The organism is Streptomyces sp. Q6 (genome assembly GCF_036967205.1).
Classification (GTDB): domain Bacteria; phylum Actinomycetota; class Actinomycetes; order Streptomycetales; family Streptomycetaceae; genus Streptomyces; species Streptomyces citrinus.
Window position 1 is genome coordinate 4387380 of sequence record NZ_CP146022.1, and the last position, 18723, is coordinate 4406102.

Sequence of the window (18723 nt, forward strand, 5' to 3'; positions counted from 1 at the left end):
GCACACGCCGATGAGGCCCGTCGTCCCCCGGCAGGGGCGACGGGCCTCACGGCATGATCCGGTGCGGCGGAGCCTAGAAGGCCGCCTCGTCCAGCTCCATCACGTCGAGCCCGGACGCGCTCGTGCCCTGGGCCAGCTTGCGCTCGCCCGTCACGCCCGGCAGGACGTTCGCCGCGAAGAACTTCGCCGCGGCGATCTTGCCCTGGTAGAAGGGGACGTCCTTGGCGGACGCGCCCGCCGCCAGCTTCTCGGCCGCCACCGCGGCGCCCTTGAGGAGCAGGTAGCCGACGACCACGTCACCGGAGGCCATCAGCAGCCGGGTCGTGTTCAGGCCCACCTTGTAGATGTTCTTGGGATCCTGTTCGGTGGCGGCCAGGTCCGTCAGCATGATGCCGACGATGGCCTCCAGCTCGACGGCCGCCTTGGCCAGGTGCTCGCGGGCCGCGGACAGCTCCTCGCCGCCCGACTCGATCGCGAGGAACTTCTTGATCTCCTCGGCCAGGCCGTTCAGCGCGGCGCCCTGGTTGCGGACGATCTTCCGGAAGAAGAAGTCCTGGCCCTGGATCGCCGTCGTGCCCTCGTAGAGCGTGTCGATCTTCGAGTCACGGATGTACTGCTCGATCGGGTACTCCTGGAGGAACCCGGAGCCGCCGAACGTCTGGAGCGACTGCGCCAGCTGCTCGTAGCCCTTCTCCGAGCCGTAGCCCTTCACGATCGGCAGGAGCAGGTCGTTCAGCGCGTGGTCGGCGCTCGCGTCCTCGCCCGCGGCCTCCTTGACCTGGATCGTGTCCTGGACCGCGGCCGTGTGGAGGACGAGCGCGCGCATGCCCTCGGCGTACGACTTCTGCGTCAGGAGCGAGCGGCGCACGTCCGGGTGGTGCGTGATGGTGACCTTCGGCGCGGCCTTGTCCATGAACTGGGCGAGGTCCGGGCCCTGCACGCGCTCCTTGGCGTACTCCAGGGCGTTCAGGTAGCCGGTCGACAGCGTCGAGATCGCCTTCGTGCCGACCATCATGCGGGCGAACTCGATGATGCGGAACATCTGGCGGATGCCGTCGTGCTTGTCGCCGATCAGCCAGCCCTTGGCGGGGTGCTGGTCGCCGAACGTCATCTCGCACGTGTTGGACGCCTTGAGGCCCATCTTGTGCTCGACGTTGGTCGCGTACACGCCGTTGCGCTCGCCCAGCTCGCCGGTCTCCCAGTCGAACTCGAACTTCGGGACGAGGAAGAGGGACAGGCCCTTGGTGCCGGGGCCGTGGCCCTCGGGGCGGGCGAGGACGTAGTGGAGGATGTTCTCCGACATGTCGTGCTCACCGGACGTGATGAACCGCTTCACGCCCTCGATGTGCCACGAGCCGTCCTCCTGCTGCACGGCCTTGGTGCGGCCGGCGCCCACGTCCGAACCGGCGTCCGGCTCGGTCAGGACCATCGTCGAGCCCCACTGCTTCTCGACGGCGATCTCGGCGATCTTCTTCTGCGCCTCGTTGCCCTCGTCGAAGAGGATGCCGGCGAACGCCGGGCCCGAGGAGTACATCCACAGGGCCGGGTTCGCGCCGAGGACCAGCTCGCCGAAGGCCCAGATCAGGGAGCGCGGCGCGGTGGTGCCGCCGATCTCCTCGGGCAGGCCCAGACGCCAGTACTCGGCGTCCATGAAGGCCTGGTAGCTCTTCTTGAAGGAGGCCGGGACCGGGGCCGTGTGCGTCTGCGGGTCGAAGACCGGCGGGTTGCGGTCGGCGTCCGCGAAGGACTCGGCCAGGTCGTTCTCGGAGAGGCGGGCGACCTCTTCGAGGATGCTCTTGGCGGTGTCGACGTCCATCTCCCCGAACGGGCCGGTGCCGTACAGCTTGTCGCGGCCGAGCACCTCGAAGAGGTTGAACTCGATGTCGCGGAGATTCGACTTGTAATGCCCCATGGCGACGGCTCCGTTAATTCTGTATCCGGGAGGGGGATCGTCCTCGTACGCGTACCAACTAGTAACAACAGGATGCTACCCGCCGGTAATAAGAATCAACCCCGCAGGGCCAAGTGTGACCAAACCCCGCGCTTCACGGTCCCCTCGCGCCCCTTCTCGCGCAAGGGCTCCGGCAGTCCGCCGGCCCTCGGTACTCTTGCCCCCATGTACGGATACGAGCAGCACGCCGGAGGGGCTGCTGCCGGGCAGCAGTACGCGCCGCCGCAGCAGGGGATGCAGGGCGGGTACGGGCAGCAGGCGCCGCCGCTGTACCCGGAGCCGTCGCCTCCGTCGCTCGCCGACGCGGTCCGCGCGTTCACCACGGGCTCGATGTCCGCCGAGGACTTCCAGCAGATCTTCGCGTCGTCGAAGGTCTACTGCCCGCGCGGTGACAACCCGGGCTTCCTCGCGCTGCACAACACCCAGCAGCCGGTGATCCCGATGTTCACCACGCTCAAGGAGCTGCGGCGGTACGCGGGCAAGGAGTCCAAGTACTTCGTCATCACGGGCGCCGAGGTGATCGACCTGCTGCCCACCGGGTACGGCTTCGTCCTCGACATGGAGGGCGAGCACCGGATGGTCTTCGACGCCAAGGCGGTCGAGCAGATGGTCGACTTCGCCATGCGCCGCATGTACGGCTGACACCGCTGTCCAGGGCCGTACGGCTCCCCGTGCGGACAACCGAACACAGCTCACCGTCGACGCCCGGAGGGAATGCCCTCCGGGCGTTCGGCGTTCCAGGTGGCAGAAAGTTCTACGTTCAACTAAAGTTGAGGCACGAGGACGCCAAGGAGGTCCCCAAAATGCCCGCTGTGACCGTCGAGAACCCGCTGACCCTGCCCCGTGTGGCCGCGCCGGTGGACGCGCTCTCGCGCCCCGTGCTCGCCGTGACGACCGCGCCCAGCGGCTTCGAGGGGGAGGGATTCCCGGTGCGCCGCGCGTTCGCCGGGATCAACTACAAGTACCTCGACCCGTTCATCATGATGGACCAGATGGGTGAGGTGGAGTACGCGCCGGGAGAGCCCAAGGGCACGCCCTGGCACCCGCACCGCGGCTTCGAGACCGTCACGTACATCATCGACGGGACCTTCATCCACCAGGACAGCAACGGTGGCGGCGGCACCATCACCAACGGCGACACCCAGTGGATGACGGCGGGCTCGGGCCTGCTGCACATCGAGGCGCCGCCGGAGTCCCTCGTCATGTCGGGCGGCCTCTTCCACGGCCTCCAGCTGTGGGTGAACCTGCCCGCCAAGGACAAGATGCAGGACCCCCGCTACCAGGACATCCGCGGCGGCCAGGTCAAGCTGCTCACCACCGAGGACGGCGGCGCGCTGCTCCGCGTCATCGCCGGTGAGTTCGACGGCCACGAGGGCCCCGGCATCACGCACACGCCGATCACGATGGTGCACGCCACCATCCGGCCCGGCGCCGAGGCGACGCTGCCCTGGCGCGAGGACTACAACGGCCTCGTGTACGTGCTCGCGGGCAAGGGCACCGTGGGCGCCGACCGGCGTCCCGTGCGCATGGGCCAGACCGCCGTGTTCGGCGCCGGCTCGTCCCTGACCGTGCGCGCCGACGAGTCCCAGGACTCGAACACCCCGGACCTCGAAGTGGTCATCCTGGGCGGGCAGCCGATCCGTGAGCCCATGGCCCACTACGGCCCGTTCGTCATGAACACCAAGGCCGAGCTCCAGCAGGCCTTCGACGACTTCCAGGCCGGCCGCCTGGGCGTCGTCCCGACCGTGGAGCGCCTGCCGCACACGTGACCCGGCCGTGTCCTGCCGGGAGCTGACGGGCCGTCGCCATATGACGGCCCGTCACCCGGCCGGACCCGCCCGGCGGGTGCTCGCCCGTACGTCCATGATCGGATGGCGGTGTGCAGCCTCGCCCTCCGCTCCTCCCCGAACCCGCCCGCCGCGTCGCAGCCTGGAGCGCGGTGGCACTGCTCGTCACGGCCGTGGCCGCCGTCGCGATCGCGCTGGTCATCATCTTCCAGTCGGCGGTCACACCTGTGCTGCTCGCGCTGCTCGGCAGCGCGCTGCTCGCCCCGGTCTTCGACTGGCTCAACGACAAGCTGAAGCTGCCCCGCGCCCTCGCGGCCGGGCTCACCTGCGTCGCGCTCGTCGCCGTTGTCGGCGGGGCCGGTTACATCGTCGTCAGCGCGCTCATCGACACCGGCGACCAGATCGTCGAATCGGTGCGGCAGGCCGGCGACTGGATCAGGGAGCACGTCGGCATCACCGGCGCCGACGACCTCGGCGACGCCGCCGACAACGCCAAGGACCTCGTCAGCAAGTGGGGCGACAACGTGGCCAGCGGGCTGCTCGCCGGGCTCTCCGTGCTCGGCTCGCTGCTCGCCACCAGCGTGCTCGCGCTGCTGCTCACCTTCTTCTTCCTCAAGGACTCCGACCGGGCCGTCGGCCTCGCGCACACCGTCGCGCCGCACCACGCCGAGGTCCTGGAGGCCATGGGGCGCCGCGCCTTCGAGGCCATCTCGGGCTTCATGCGCGGCACCACGTTCATCGCGCTCATCGACGCCCTGTGCATCACCGTCGGACTGCTGATCCTCCAGGTCCCCGGCGCGGTGGGCCTCGGCGCGCTCGTGTTCGTCGGCGCGTACATCCCCTACCTCGGCGCCACCATCTCCGGCGCCGTCGCCGTCCTCGTCGCGCTCGCCGACCGGGGCCTGATCATCGCCCTGTGGGCGCTCGGCGTGATCCTCGCCGTGCAGCAGCTGGAGGGCCACATCCTTCAGCCGATGATCCAGTCCCGCACCGTCCAGATGCACCCGGCGATGGTGATGCTGGCGATCACCGCGGGCGCGTCCGTCGCGGGCATCCTCGGCATGCTGCTCGCGGTGCCCCTGGTGGCGGCGGCGTTCGGCATCCTCGGCGAGCTCAGGAAGCGGTACGGGAGCGAGGACGCCGACGGGGCGGACGGCCCGGCTGTTTCACGTGAAACGTAACGGCTCAGCCCTCGGCCGCGACCGGCTCCGGCGCCGCCGGTTCGTCCAGTTCGAACCAGATGCTCTTGCCCTCGCCCTGCGGGTCGACGCCCCAGCGCTGGGCCAGCAGCTCCATGAGGACGAGGCCGCGCCCGGATGAGGCGAGTTCGCCGGGCCGGCGCCGGTGCGGGAGGTCGTCCGAGGCGTCCGAGACCTGGACGCGCAGCCGGCGCGGGCTCTCGGCGGTGATCTCGGTGACGAGCAGCGCGTCCCCGTCGGTGTGCACCAGGACGTTCGTGACCATCTCGGAGACGAGCAGCACCGCCGAGTCGACCTGGTCGTCGTCGGCCCAGTCGTGCAGCAGCTCGCGCAGCTGCTGGCGGGCGGTGGCGATCCGCTCGGGCTCGGCCTGCGCGATCGTCATGGCCGAGCGGCGGACGACAGGGGCGGCGCTCACCCCGCCGTCGCAGCCGCAGCCGACGCCCGTACGGCAGAGCAGGACCACCGCGATGTCGTCCTCGCGGCGGTCGGCGAGCGGGCCGGTCGCGTAGTGCGAGGAGGGGCCGTGGACGCCCTGGACCAGGGCGTCGGCGAGCGCCTCCAGATCGTCGCCGCGGTACTCCTCCAGGATCGCCCGCAGCCGGGCCCAGCCGGTGTCGAGGTCGTGCCCGCCGGTCTCTATCAGGCCGTCGGTGCACAGCAGCAGGGTTTCGCCGGGCTCCAGGACGAACCGGGTCGTCGGGTAGTCCGCGTCGGGGTCGATGCCGAGCGGCAGGCCGCCGGCCGTGGGCCGCATCAGGACCGTGCCGTCCGGCATGCGTATCGCGGGGTCCGGATGGCCCGCGCGGGCCATCTCCAGGACGCCGGTGACCGGGTCGGTCTCGACGTACAGGCAGGTCGCGAACCGCGGGTCCGTGCCGGGCTCGCCGATGCCGTAGAGGAACCGGGAGGCGCGGGAGAGGACCGCGTCCGGGCGGTGCCCCTCTGAGGCGTACGCGCGCAGGGCGATCCGCAGCTGGCCCATGAGGCCCGCCGCGCGCACGTCGTGGCCCTGCACGTCGCCGATGACCAGGGCGATGCGGCCGTTGGGCAGCGGGATCATGTCGTACCAGTCGCCGCCGACCTGGAGGCCGCCGCCGGTCGGCACATAGCGGGCGGCGAGGGTCATGCCCGGGATCCGCGGGCCGAGGCTGGGCAGCATCGACTTCTGGAGGCCGTCCGTCAGCTCCCGCTCGGACTCGGCGACCCCGGCCCGGGACAGGGCCTGCGCCAGCATCCGCGCGACCGTCGTGAGCACCGAGCGCTCGTCCGGCGAGAACGACACCGGGTAGTCGAAGCCCGCCATCCACGCGCCGATCGTGCGCCCCGCGACGATCAGCGGCAGGAACGCCCACGACTGCCGCGCGAACCGGGACGCGAGGGGCCAGGCCGCCGGGTAGCGGCTCCGGTACTCGTCCGGCGACGACAGGTACACCGCGCGCCCCGTGCGGCAGACCTCCGCCGCCGGATAGTCGGTGGCCAGGTCCATGTCGGTGAAGGGGCCCTCGTCGCCGGGCTGCTGCCCGTGGTGCCCGATGACGGTGAGCCGGTCGCCCGCGACCCCGAAGACCGCGAGGCCGCTCGGCGAGAACCCGGGCATCGACAGGCCCGCGGCGACCCGCAGCACCTCCGCCGTCGAACCGGCCTCCGCGAGGGCCCGGCCCGCGTCCAGCAGGAACGCCTCGCGGGAGCGCCGCCAGTCCCCGGTCACGGGGGTGCGGGACGCGGCCGCCGGCGACGGCTCGGTGACCTCCTGGAGCGTGCCGATCAGCTCGTACGAGCCCGGGGCGTCCCCGTGCACCACGGGCTTGGAGCGGCTGCGCACGGTCCGTACGACGTGGCCCTGCTCGTCCATGATCCGCAGCCGGGCCTCGGCGAGGGTCCCCTCGGCGACGGCGAGCTGCACGACGCCGTCGATCTCGTTCCAGTCGACCGGGTGGAAACGGGACCTGACCCCGGCCTCCGTGAGGGTGACCGGGCCTCCGTCGGGCGAGGGCACCCCGATGAGCCGGGCGGCCTCGGCGTCGAAAGTGACGAGGCCCGCCCGGTTGTCCCAGCGCCACAGGCCGGTCGCGAGAGCGGCGAGGACGTCCTCCACCGGAGGGAGGGGCTCACCAGTGCGCATGGCCCCACTGTAGGAAGAGGTGATCGCGTACTGCCACCGAGAGCGCCCGCCGGGTTATTCGCAGAGCGGGTACGGGGCGGCCGGTACCCTTGGGGAGATCCGGGTTGTCTCCCCGGGAACCCCCAAAGCAAAGGCTGGATGAACGACGATGCATCGGTACAGGTCCCACACCTGCGGCGAGCTCCGCGCCTCTGACGTCGGCACCGACGTCCGGCTGAGCGGCTGGCTGCACAATCGCCGAGACCTGGGCGGCATCCTCTTCATCGATCTGCGCGACCACTACGGCATCACGCAGCTCGTCGCCCGCCCCGGCACGAAGGCCGCCGAGGTCCTCGACAAGCTGACCAAGGAGACGGTCGTCCGCATCGACGGCCAGGTCGTCTCCCGCGGCGCGGACAACGTGAACGCGGAGCTGCCTACCGGCGAGATCGAGATCGAGGCCGCAGAGGTCGAGGTGCTCGGCGCCGCCCAGCAGCTGCCGTTCCAGATCAACCAGGACGACGGGGTCGGCGAGGAGCGCCGCCTGGAGTACCGCTTCCTGGACCTGCGCCGCGAGCGCATGCACCGCAACATCATGCTGCGCTCGTCCGTGATCGCCTCGATCCGCTCGAAGATGGTCGCCCTCGGCTTCAACGAGATGGCGACGCCGATCCTCACCGCGACCTCCCCCGAGGGCGCCCGTGACTTCGTCGTCCCGTCCCGTCTGAACCCGGGCAAGTTCTACGCCCTGCCGCAGGCGCCGCAGCAGTTCAAGCAGCTGCTGATGATCTCCGGCTTCGACCGCTACTTCCAGATCGCGCCGTGCTTCCGCGACGAGGACGCGCGCGCCGACCGCTCGCCGGGCGAGTTCTACCAGCTCGACATCGAGATGAGCTTCGTCGAGCAGGAAGACGTCTTCCAGCCGATCGAGAAGCTCATGACGGAGCTGTTCACGGAGTACGGCGGCGGCCGTGAGGTCACCTCGCCGTTCCCGCGGATCCCGTTCCGCGAGTCGATGCTGAAGTACGGCAACGACAAGCCCGACCTGCGCGCCAAGCTCGAACTCGTCGACATCACCGACGTGTTCGAGGGCTCCGAGTTCAAGGCGTTCGCCGGCAAGCACGTGCGCGCGCTGCCCGTCCCGGACACCGCCTCGCAGTCCCGCAAGTTCTTCGACGGCCTCGGTGACTACGCGGTCGAGCAGGGCGCCAAGGGCCTGGCCTGGATCCGCGTCGGCGAGGACGGCACGTTCGCGGGCCCGATCGCGAAGTTCCTCACCGAGGAGAACGTCAAGGTCCTGACCGAGCGTCTGGGCCTGGCCGCCGGGCACGCCGTGTTCTTCGGCGCCGGCGAGTACGACGAGGTCTCCAAGATCATGGGCGCCGTCCGTGTCGAGGCCGCCAAGCGCGCCGGGCACTTCGAGGAGGGCGTGTTCCGCTTCTGCTGGATCGTCGACTTCCCGATGTACGAGAAGGACGAGGAGACCGGCAAGATCGACTTCTCCCACAACCCGTTCTCCATGCCGCAGGGCGGCATGAAGGACCTGGAGGAGAAGGACCCGCTGGACATCCTGGCCTGGCAGTACGACATCGTCTGCAACGGCATCGAGCTGTCCTCCGGCGCGATCCGGAACCACGAGCCCGACATCATGCTCAAGGCCTTCGAGATCGCGGGCTACGACCGTGACACCGTCGAGCACGAGTTCGCGGGCATGCTCCGCGCATTCCGCTTCGGCGCCCCGCCGCACGGCGGGATCGCCCCGGGCGTCGACCGCATCGTCATGCTCCTCGCCGACGAGCCGAACATCCGGGAGACCATCGGCTTCCCGCTGAACGGCAACGCGCAGGACCTGATGATGGGCGCGCCCACCGAGCTGGACGAGTCGCGCCTGCGCGAGCTCAACATCCAGCTGCGCAAGCCGGTCGAGAAGAAGTAGCGACCCGCCCGCACCCACGGAAGGGCCCGGAACCGTCCCGCACGGTTGTGGGCCCTTCCGCATGCGGTACGAGGGGCGGGCTCAGCCCGAGCGCGGGACGACCAGCCCCGACCCGTACGCCGCGACGATCCGCACCGCCTCGAAAAGGCGCTCCGCCTGCATGTCCTTGAGGAGGGAGCCGCTCGCCCCGGCGGCCGGGGCGCACGAACCTCACCGAGGACACCGTCTACGACCGGGGCGGTGTCACCGGCGGCCTGCTGAAGCTGCGCCACCGCAAGGGCCGCGTCGAGCGCGGCGTGACCGGCACCATCACGGTGGGCGTGGACCCGGACGTGACGAACGAGGGCCAGGACCAGGTGACGTCGACCGCGTCCGCGTCCGCGGCACCGTCCGCCTGAGGCCCCTGACACGAAGGTGGCCCGGGACCGTCCGGTCCCGGGCCACCTTCACGTTCAGCGGTGCGTCACGCGGCCGGCTCGCCGCCGAAGCGCTCCTTGTACGACTCCAGGTCCTCGTCGGTGATCTTCGCGAAGAGGACCGGCGGCACGGTGAAGGCGGTACCCGCCGGAACCGCCGTCAGAGCGCGGGCCTCGTCGCCGGTGATCCACGTACGGGCCTCGTCGCCGGGCAGCTCGAACGCGGCGCGCATCGCGGCCGCGGACGACGGGATGAACGGCTCGGAGACCACCGAGTACAGGTGGATCAGGTTCATCGCCGTACGGAGGGTCAGGGCGGCGCCCTCCGGGTTCGTCTTGATCTCCAGCCAGGGGGCCTTCTCCTCCAGGTAGGAGTTGCCCGCCGACCACAGGGCGCGCAGCGCGGCCGCGGCCTTGCGGAACTGGAGGGCCTCCATCTGCTCCTCGTACTCGGCGAGGAGACGGGAGATCTCGACGCCCAGCTTCGTCTCGGCCTCGCCCGGCTCGCCGCCCGCGGGGACCTCGTCGCCGAAGCGCTTGCGGGAGAAGGACAGGACGCGGTTGACGAAGTTGCCGAGGGTGTCGGCCAGGTCCTTGTTCACCGTCGCCGTGAAGTGCTCCCACGTGAACGACGAGTCGTCCGACTCCGGGGCGTTCGCGATGAGGAAGTAGCGCCAGTAGTCGGCCGGCAGGATCGCGAGGGCCTGGTCGGTGAAGACACCGCGCTTCTGCGACGTGGAGAACTTCCCGCCGTAGTACGTCAGCCAGTTGAAGGCCTTGAGGTAGTCGACCTTCTTCCACGGCTCGCGGACGCCCATCTGCGTCGCCGGGAACATGACGGAGTGGAACGGGACGTTGTCCTTCGCCATGAACTCCGTGTAGCGCACGTCGCCGGCGCCCTCGGGCTCGTACCACCACGACTTCCAGTCGCGGACCTCGCCGTCGGCGGCCTGGTCGGCCCACTCCTTCGTCGACCCGATGTACTCGATCGGGGCGTCGAACCATACGTAGAAGACCTTGCCGTCGGCCGCGAGCTCGGGCCACGTGTCCGCCGGGACGGGGACGCCCCAGTCCAGGTCACGGGTGATCGCGCGGTCGTTCAGGCCCTCGGTCAGCCACTTGCGGGCGATCGACGAGGCGAGCTGCGGCCACTCGCCGGCGACCTCGTCGATCCACGCCTCGACCTCGACCTGCAGCTTCGACTGGAGCAGGAACAGGTGCTTGGTCTCGCGGACCTCCAGCTCGGTGGAGCCGGAGATCGCCGAGCGCGGGTTGATCAGGTCGGTCGGGTCCAGGACGCGCGTGCAGTTCTCGCACTGGTCGCCGCGGGCCTTGTCGTAGCCGCAGTGCGGGCAGGTGCCCTCGACGTAGCGGTCCGGCAGGAAGCGGCCGTCGGCAGGCGAGTACACCTGACGGATGGCGCGCTCCTCGATGAACCCGTTCTCGTTCAGCTTGCGGGCGAAGTGCTGGGTGATCTCCGCGTTCTGCGGCGACGACGAGCGGCCGAAGTGGTCGAAGGCCAGGTCGAAGCCGTCGTAGACCGCCTTCTGCGCGTCGTGCGCCTGCGCGCAGAACTCGGCGACCGGGATGCCCTGCTCCTTCGCGGCGAGCTCGGCGGGCGTGCCGTGCTCGTCGGTCGCGCAGATGTAGAGGACGTCGTGGCCGCGCTGGCGCAGGTACCGCGCGTACACGTCCGCCGGGAGCATGGACCCCACCATGTTGCCCAGGTGCTTGATCCCGTTGATGTACGGAAGGGCGCTGGTGATGAGGTGTCGAGCCATCGGGGGCTGCTCCCGGGTTGTGACGTTCGGCGGCGGGTGGTTTCTCGGCGCCGGTGGAATCCAGAAATCGTATCCGACATGGGGAGGCCGCCCGCGCGGTATTTCGCTGCGCGGACGGCCACCGGTGTTCCGGGCTGTCGGGTGGTGCCGGCTGTGGGCCTACGGGCGCCAGGCCGCCAGGAGCCCCTCGTAGACCTCGGCGTCGGTCAGCTCGCGCGGGGCCGGGCCCGCGTGGAAGAACGCGGCGTTGTCGGCCTTGAGCTTGCGCAGGTAGTCGAAGCCCTTCGCGTCGTGCTCGCCGAACGCCACGAACTGGAAGAACAGCGGGTGCGAGGCGGCCTCGGCGAGCGCCTCGTTCGCCGGGCGCTGCACGTCCGGCGGGCCGTCCGTCTGGAAGATCACCAGGGCCGGGGCCTTCGGGTCCGCGCTCTTGCGGTGATGGGTGACGACCTCCTCGATCGCCCGGTGGTAGCTGGTGCGGCCCATCCGGCCCGCCGCCCCGTGCCAGGCGTCGACCTTGCCCTCGTACGCGTCCAGGGTCAGATCGCCGGTGGCGTCGATGTCCGTCGAGAAGAACACGGTGTGGACGGTGGCGTCCGCGTCGAGGTGCGCGGCGAGCGCGAGCGCCTGCTCGGCGAGCGCCTCGGCGGAACCGTCCTTGTAGTACGGCCGCATCGACCCCGACCGGTCGAGCACGAGGTACACGGTGGCCCGCACCCCGTCCAGCCCCCGCGCCTTGAGCGCGGCCCCGGCGGCCTTGTGCGCGGCGACGAGGCCGGGGGCGCGGGACTTGAGCTTGGCGGGGGTGAGCGCGGACGCCTTGGCGGCGGGCGTCTCGGTGGCGGCCGCGGCGGCGACGGGCTCGGCCTCCGGCTCGGCCTCGGCCTGGGGCTCAGCCTTCGCGGGGCCTTCGCGGCGGCTTTCGTGGCGGTGGCGCGGGCGGTCTTCGGCTTGGCCTTGGCGGGGGTCTTGGGCTCGGCCTTGGCTTCGGGCTCGGGCTTCGCGTCGGCGGTGGGCTCGGCCTCGGGCTTGGCCTCGGCGGCGGGCTCCGGCTTGGCCTTGGCTTCGGCTGCGGGCTTCGCGTCGGCGGTGGGCTCGGGCTTGGCTTCGGGCTCGGGCTTCGCGTCGGCGGTGGGCTCGGGCTTGGCTTCGGGCTCGGGCTTCGCGTCGGCGGCGGGCTCCGGCTTGGCCTCGGGTTCGGGCTTCGCGGCGGTGGGCTCCGGCTTCGGCTCAGCCGCCGTCTCGGGCTCGGGCTCGGCGGCCGGTTCGGGGTTCGCCTCGGCCTCCGGGGCCGCCTCGATGTCGGCCGTCGGGGCGGGAGCGACTGCGGTCTCCGGCTCGGCCTCGGCGACGGCCGGGGTCTCGGCCGGGGCCTGCGCCTCGGTGACAGCCGGTGCCTCGGCCTTGTCCGCGGGGCTCGCCTCGGTGGTCTCCTCGACCTCGACCTCGACCTCGACCTCGACCTCGACCTCGACCTCGACCTCGACCTCGGCCTCCGCCTCCGCCTCGGCCGGTGCCTCGGCGACAGCAGGGGTCTCAGCCTCGGCCGGTGCCTCCACCCGCGGGGTCGCCTCAGCCTCAGCCTCAGCCTTGTCCTCGACCGGTGCCTCGGCCTGCGGAGCCGTCTCGGCCGCCGGGGCTGTCTCCGTATCCGGCGTGCTCCGGGGCTCCGGCGCCGTCGCCGGTTCCACGCGCTCCGACCCGACCGGCCGGGACGGCTTCGGCACCGTCACGTTGTCGAAGGCTGCGGCCACCAGATCGTCCGCCTCGCCCTTCGACGGACCGGGCACCGTCGGCTTCCCGGTGGCGGCCGGCGTCGCCGGAGCCTCCGTGGAGGTGGATGCGGACGGTTCCGGCGCGGTGGCGGTCTCGTCCTTCTTGCGGGACCGCCCGAACGCGTTCCGCAGCAGATCCAGAATGCCCATGTGCGCAACCTTCCGCATGAGTTCGTCCCCGAGATCCCTGGAACCCCTGGCCAGGGCGGACACGTAAGGTTAGCCGCCGTCGCGGGCGATCTTGGGAAGGGTCGGCCCGATCGGCCGAGCGCACGGGAGCAACCCGCCACCAATGCCCGCGCGGGTATGGGCACTTATGCGCGTACGACGGTCAGGGCGTCCCCCGAAGGCGCCCCAACCGTCGTCCCGGACCGGCGAGTTACGTCAGTTGTTGTGCTTGCGGCGGAAGATCGAGAAGCCGAGACCGGCCGCGCCGAGCGCCGCGGCCCCCGCGCCCGCCGCGATCAGCGGTGTCGTGTCGGAGCCGGTCGAGGTGTGCGCGGCGACGTTCTCCGCGCCGGCCTTCACGCCGCCCTGCGGCAGGGTGCGGCCGCCGTCCGTGTGCCGCGGCGTGGCGGGGGTGACGGGACCGACCGGGGCGGCCTTCTTCGCGCCGTGCGCCGTGGCGTGCTTGCCCGAGCCGTCGAGCCAGGACGTGACCGTGCCGTTGGACTTCAGGGCGACGTGCAGGCCGTTGTGCTGCCCGTACGCCGTCCTGTCGTGGGCGTCGAGCGTGTCCAGCTTCTTGCCGTGGGCGTAGACGTCGGCCTGGTAGTGGCAGGTGTCCAGCTTGTAGACCTTGGCGGTGGAGACGCCGTCGGCGAGCCCGACCGTCTTCACGTACTGGCGCTTGTGGTCGGGGGCCGGCTTCGGCGTCACGCTCTTCTTGGCGGTGATCGTGCCGTCGCTGCTCAGCGCGAAGGTGTAGTTGTCGATCTTCAGGGACTTGGCGCCGTTGTAGGCGGTGAGGTGGCCCCTGACCTCGCCGTGGTGCGAGATGTCGGCCTTGGCGGTGCGCGCGGAGGCGTTCACCTGGACCGCGGCGGACCAGCCGTCGCCGAACTTCTTCACTCCCTTGGACTCCCAGCCGCCGGCGACCGGGTCCTTGGCGTCCTTCTTCGACGTGATCGTGCCGTCGCTGGTCAGCGTGAACGTGCGGTCGCCGATGCGCGTCGTCTTGCTGCCGTCGTACGCCTCGACCTTCCCCTTGGACGTGCCGTTCTGGGATATCTCCGCGCGGGCCGACCGCGCCGAGGCGTTGACGTCGACCTTCGCGGACCAGCCGTCGCCGAGGTTCGTGGTGCCCTTGGACTCCCAGCCGCCGGGGACCGGCGGGTCGGTCTTGTCGCCGCTGGAGTCCTGGTCGGCGGTGAGCTGGCCGCTCGGGGTGAGCTGGAAGACGTAACCGCCGGTGGTGGTCTTCGCGGTGGAGCCGTTCGCCTTGAGGGTGGTGACGAGGGCGCCGTCCTTGTAGATGTCGGCCTCGGCGCCGTTGCCGCCGACGCTGTAGACCTTCGCGGAGAAGCCCTCGGCGAGGGTCGGCGAGCTGATCAGCTGCCGGGCGTTCTGGTCCTGGTCGCCTTGGTCCTGCCCCTGGTCCTGCCCCTGGTTCTGGTCCTGGCCGTCGGTGCCGTTCTGGTTCTGGTCGTCCGTGCCGGTGCCCTGACTCTGGTCGTCCGCACCGTTCGCCTGCTGCGGCGCGGGCGTGGTGTCCGCGAAGGCGGCGGTGGCCGGGACGGCCAGGGCGGCGATGGCGCCGGTGGCGACGGCGGCGGTGCGGAAGGTGGCTCGGGTGGCTCGCATCGTGGTGCTTCCCTCGTGGCTCGGGCCGGCCTTACGGCCAGTCGGGGTTGTGGGTTTGTCCCTGTGTGCCCCGTTTGCGGCGGCGACGAGTAAGAAGTTAGGGCCGTGATGTGTGCGTTGCCCGTACGTCGTGTAACAGCCGTGCCCACAGCCGCCCGCGCTCGTGTAACCGGCCCAAAAGCCCAGGTCAGACGCCGTGTGGACCTTGGTCACCAATGCGGCGGGACCAAATGCCACGGCCCGGCCGACCGCCCCGCCGCCCGGGTGCCCGGCCGCCCCCACCACCAGGGTGCCCCGGCCGCCCCCGCTGCCCCTGTCACCGCGGCGCCGCGATCGCCCGCGCCGCCGCCACCTCCTGCCGTACGTGTTCCAGGACCCCGTCCTGCGGTCCGGCGCCGCCGAAGTCCGCCCTGACCTCCTCCAGGATCTCCGAGGCCCGCAGCCCGTCCGCCAGCTCCCGCAGCTGGCCCGCGACATGGGTCACCTCGACGGTGTCCGGCGCGGCCGCCCCGTGCCGTACCCGCACCCGCGCCGCCGTCGTCGCGTCCACGATCCGTTCGACGGCGACGACCAGCGGCCACCACGCCGCCGCCCGCTTCCCGGTGGGCGGCGGCTCGGTCAGCGCCCGCTGGAACTCGGTGCGGATGACGGACAGGTCCCGGTACAGGCGGCGCCGCATCCGGGCCCGCGCGGCGGGGTCCTCCGTGGCGCCGAACGCGCACTCCACGTACCCCGCCGTGTCCGCGACCGCGTCCGCGAGCCGGTCGCCGATCCGGGTGTGCCAGCTCTCCGGCCACAGCAGATAGCCCGCGACGAGCGCGATGGCGCAGCCCATCAGGCTGTCCAGGAGCCGGGGCCACAGCAGGGCCGTGCCCTGGTGGTTGAGGATGTCCGACAGGAGCAGGATCACCGGTGTGATGGCCGCCGTCTGGAAGCCGTAGCCGCGGGGGGTGAGCGCGGGGATGAGCGGCGCGAGCAGCATCATCACCGGCACGTCCCACCAGCCCATGGGCACCTCGGCGAGCACGGCCGCCGCCACGACGAGGCCCGCCGCCGTGCCGAGCGCGCGCAGCACGGCCCGCGAGAACACCGAGCCGAAGTCCGGCTTCATGACGAACGTGATGGTCAGCGCCACCCAGTACGAGCGCGGCACCGGCACGATCGAGACGAGCGCCTGCGCGATGCCGATGCACAGCGCGAGGCGCAGGCCGTAGCGCCAGGAGGCGCCGGACAGCAGGACGTTGCGGGCGCCGCGGCGGGCGCGGACGCGCAGCGCCGCCGGGCGGCCGAGCCGGTCGTCGACGTTGGTGAAGTCGGCGTCCCCGCGCCGCGACGCGACCTCGGCGGCGTGCCGCAGCGCGTGGTCGACGGCGCGCGAGGCGGGGTCCGGCGCCTCCGGCAGATCGAGCGCGGCCTCCTTCGGCACCCGCCCCGAGGCGATGGTGTCGGCGAGGAGGCGTACGGCGTCGGGGACGCCCGGCGGCAGCGGGGCCCCGGCGTGATGGGCGGCGGGGGCGGCCTCCACGATCGGCGTGACCGCGTTCAACTGGCTCACCAGGCGGACCAGTTCGGGGTTGCGGCCGTGCGCGAGGGTGCGCCGGGCGAGCACCAGGTCGTAGGCCTGGTTGAGGGACTGGGTGACGGCGAGGCGGGTCTCCGCGTACGTGAGGGCGTCGGTGCCCGCCGCCTCCAGGAGGTTGGCGACCGCGCGGTACGTCGCCGCGACCGCCGCCCGCTCGGGGACCTTGGAGCGCAGCGGCCAGGCGAGCAGGGCGAGGAGCAGCACGAGGAGGCCGCCGCTCGTCATCAGGAGCGGCGCGAGCCACCAGTCGCCGGGCATCGGCAGGCCCGCGCCCACCACGCAGTTGAGCAGGAGCAGCAGACCGGAGACGGACGCGACCGCGCCGATCGTCGAGATCATCCCGGAGACGAGCGCGACGGCGGTGACGACGATCACCGCGAGCCAGCCCTGCCCGAACACCAGCGAGCCGACCGTCACCCCGACCGCGCCGAACAGTTGCGGCACCGCGATGTTGAAGACCCGCATCCGGTACGCGTCGGCCGTGTCGCCGATGACGCCGGACAGGGCGCCCATCGAGGCGAGCGCGCCGTACGCGAACCGGTCGGTGGCGAGCCCCACGGCCAGCGGGGCGGACATCGCGATCGCGGCCCGGGTCACCGCCGCCCACGGAACACCGGCCGCGCGCTGCGGCTTGAGGGTTCTGACCAGCCAGTCCGGGGGCGTCAGGTGGGGCGGCATAGGCCCAGTATGCGATCAGTGCCCGCCGCCGGCGCACGCCGTACGCGATCTTCGGGCGGCCGGTCTCACGGCGTCCTGTGCAGCGTCAGATCCACGAGCACCGCCCGGTGATCGGTGTCCGCGAGCGTCAGGAACCGTACGTCCTGCACCGAGAACTCCGCGCTCACCAGCACATGGTCGATCTGCGTGCCCAGTTGCCGGGGGGCCGTCGACGGCCAGCTGGCCCTGCGGCTGTCCCCCGTCAGCCGGCTCGCGTCCCGCAGGGACCCCGCGTCGAGGATCCGGCGGAACGCGGCGTGGTCCTGGGTCGCGTTGAAGTCACCGGCCATGATGGCCGGCCCGTCCGCCGCGCCCGCGGCGTCCGCGAGCCGCCCCAGCTCGCGCCGCCACACGCCGACCTGCCGCGGCAACGGCGGCATCGGATGCGCCAGTTGGAGCCGCACCGGATGCCCGAGCACATCGGCCGTCGCGCCCGGCATGCCCATGGTCCCGGTGACGCCCGGCGCGGCCTTCAGCGGGAACTTGCTGAGGATCGTCGACCCCTCGGAGCCGCCCGCGCGCACGGCCCGCCGGTACGGGTACGCGGTCTCCAGGGAGTCGCGGCCCAGCGCGTCCTGGCAGCCGTAGTCGCACTCCTCCACGAAGACGAGGCCCGGCTCGTGCGCGGTGATCGCGTCGATCAGCGCGTCGGTCCCCCGCCCGAACTGCACGTTCGACGCGAGGACACGGACGCCGGAGACGGGCGGCCCGCTCGCCTCGTCGTCCGTCCCGTACGGCTGGACGCACCAGGCGAGGGCGCCGAGCGCGACGGCGCCCCACACCAGGCCGGTGCGCCAGCGGGCGAGGAGCGCGATCAGCAGCGCCGCCGCGGCCGGGGCGACCAGCCACGGCAGGAACGCGAGGAGCTGCGGTACGGGCGTGAACCCGTCGGTGTCGGCGAGGCGGCAGCCGACGACGGCGCTCACCCCGGCCAGCAGCAGCCCCGCGGCCCAGGCGCCCGCCCTGCTCACGCGCCTCCTCGTGGCCCGCCGCCCCTCCACGGAGCTTGGCCGCCCCTTCTTCCGCCCGGCGCCGCGCGGTGCGTACCGCGCGGCGCCGGGCGCCTCGTCGGTGGTGTGCCCCTGGTCCACGTCCCGGCCTCCCGTGCTGGATCCTTGCGGAGATCCCCCTGGAAAGACGGGACGGCGGACCGGGCGGTTGCCGTCAGGCGGCCTTCGCCCTGGGCGGGTCGGACTTCGTGACCACCGGGCCGGGCCGCGTCACCAGCGCCCAGATGACGAAGACGGCGAGGCCGATCGCGATGATCGACCAGATCGGCGCGTACGGCAGGAACATGAAGTACTCGATGATGGTCAGCGCGGCCAGGCCGATGCCCGCGCCGCGCGCCCAGTCCGCGCCCTTCAGGATGCCCCAGCCGGTCAGCGCCACGAGGACGCCGATGATCAGGTGGATCCAGCCCCACGTGGTGAGGTCGAAGGCGTAGACGTAGTCGCCGATCCGCCCGTACACGTCGTCCTCGGCGATACCCGCGATGCCGTTCAGGATGCCGAGGACGCCGGTGACGAGCATCAGGACGCCGGCGAACACGGTTCCGCCCTCGGCCCAGGCGTTGCCGGTGCCCTCGCCGCGCGTCGGGTCGGGCTCGTGGTGCGGCGGAGGCGGCGGCGGGGCGGCGGCGCCGTGTTCGAGGTGGGCGGGATGGGCGGGGTGT

12 protein-coding genes are annotated in these 18723 nt (G+C 71.8%); 4 read left to right on the top strand and 8 right to left on the bottom strand.

The window, feature by feature from the left end:
• Positions 1–73: 73 nt before the first annotated feature.
• Positions 74–1912, bottom strand: coding sequence for an acyl-CoA dehydrogenase (locus V2W30_RS20530; RefSeq protein ID WP_338698526.1), 1839 nt, complete (start codon positions 1910–1912; stop codon positions 74–76).
• Between the two features lie 204 nt (positions 1913–2116).
• Here V2W30_RS20530 and V2W30_RS20535 point away from each other — a divergent pair, with 204 nt between their 5' ends.
• The 3 genes from V2W30_RS20535 (at position 2117) to V2W30_RS20545 (ending at position 4919) form a co-directional block, all read left to right on the top strand.
• Complete coding sequence (locus V2W30_RS20535; protein ID WP_338698528.1) at positions 2117–2593, top strand: SseB family protein; 477 nt, start codon at positions 2117–2119, stop codon at positions 2591–2593.
• A gap of 161 nt (positions 2594–2754) precedes the next feature.
• Positions 2755–3720, top strand: a complete 966-nt coding sequence (locus V2W30_RS20540; protein WP_338698530.1) for a pirin family protein — start codon at positions 2755–2757, stop codon at positions 3718–3720.
• A gap of 110 nt (positions 3721–3830) precedes the next feature.
• On the top strand, positions 3831–4919 hold the full coding sequence (locus V2W30_RS20545; RefSeq protein ID WP_338698532.1) for an AI-2E family transporter: 1089 nt from the start codon (positions 3831–3833) through the stop codon (positions 4917–4919).
• Between the two features lie 4 nt (positions 4920–4923).
• On the opposite strand, the gene V2W30_RS20550 is transcribed toward V2W30_RS20545, so the two are convergent.
• Complete coding sequence (locus V2W30_RS20550) at positions 4924–7062, bottom strand: SpoIIE family protein phosphatase (protein ID WP_338698533.1); 2139 nt, start codon at positions 7060–7062, stop codon at positions 4924–4926.
• A gap of 148 nt (positions 7063–7210) precedes the next feature.
• On the opposite strand from V2W30_RS20550, the gene aspS reads away from it, so the two are divergent.
• On the top strand, positions 7211–8977 hold the full coding sequence (gene aspS, locus V2W30_RS20555) for an aspartate--tRNA ligase (RefSeq protein WP_338698535.1): 1767 nt from the start codon (positions 7211–7213) through the stop codon (positions 8975–8977).
• A 463-nt stretch (positions 8978–9440) separates the two neighbouring features.
• Here the strand turns inward: aspS and metG are convergent, their stop codons facing one another.
• The 6 genes from metG to V2W30_RS20590 form a co-directional block, all read right to left on the bottom strand.
• Positions 9441–11174: a methionine--tRNA ligase gene (gene metG, locus V2W30_RS20565; protein ID WP_338698537.1), complete on the bottom strand. Its 1734-nt coding sequence runs from the start codon at positions 11172–11174 to the stop codon at positions 9441–9443.
• A gap of 159 nt (positions 11175–11333) precedes the next feature.
• Positions 11334–11849 carry a VWA domain-containing protein gene (locus V2W30_RS20570; protein ID WP_338698539.1) on the bottom strand — a complete coding sequence of 172 codons (516 nt, stop codon included), beginning with the start codon at positions 11847–11849 and terminating at the stop codon, positions 11334–11336.
• 1484 nt (positions 11850–13333) lie between these two features.
• The gene (locus tag V2W30_RS20575) at positions 13334–14752 is read right to left on the bottom strand and encodes a hypothetical protein (protein WP_338698540.1); all 1419 of its coding nucleotides are present in this window, start codon (positions 14750–14752) and stop codon (positions 13334–13336) included.
• 316 nt (positions 14753–15068) lie between these two features.
• Positions 15069–17012, bottom strand: coding sequence for an FUSC family protein (locus V2W30_RS20580; protein ID WP_338698543.1), 1944 nt, complete (start codon positions 17010–17012; stop codon positions 15069–15071).
• Positions 17013–17077: 65 nt separating this feature from the next.
• Complete coding sequence (locus V2W30_RS20585) at positions 17078–18052, bottom strand: endonuclease/exonuclease/phosphatase family protein (protein ID WP_338703705.1); 975 nt, start codon at positions 18050–18052, stop codon at positions 17078–17080.
• Between the two features lie 163 nt (positions 18053–18215).
• Positions 18216–18599, bottom strand: a complete 384-nt coding sequence (locus tag V2W30_RS20590) for a DUF7144 family membrane protein (protein ID WP_338698545.1) — start codon at positions 18597–18599, stop codon at positions 18216–18218.
• Positions 18600–18723 lie beyond the last annotated feature (124 nt).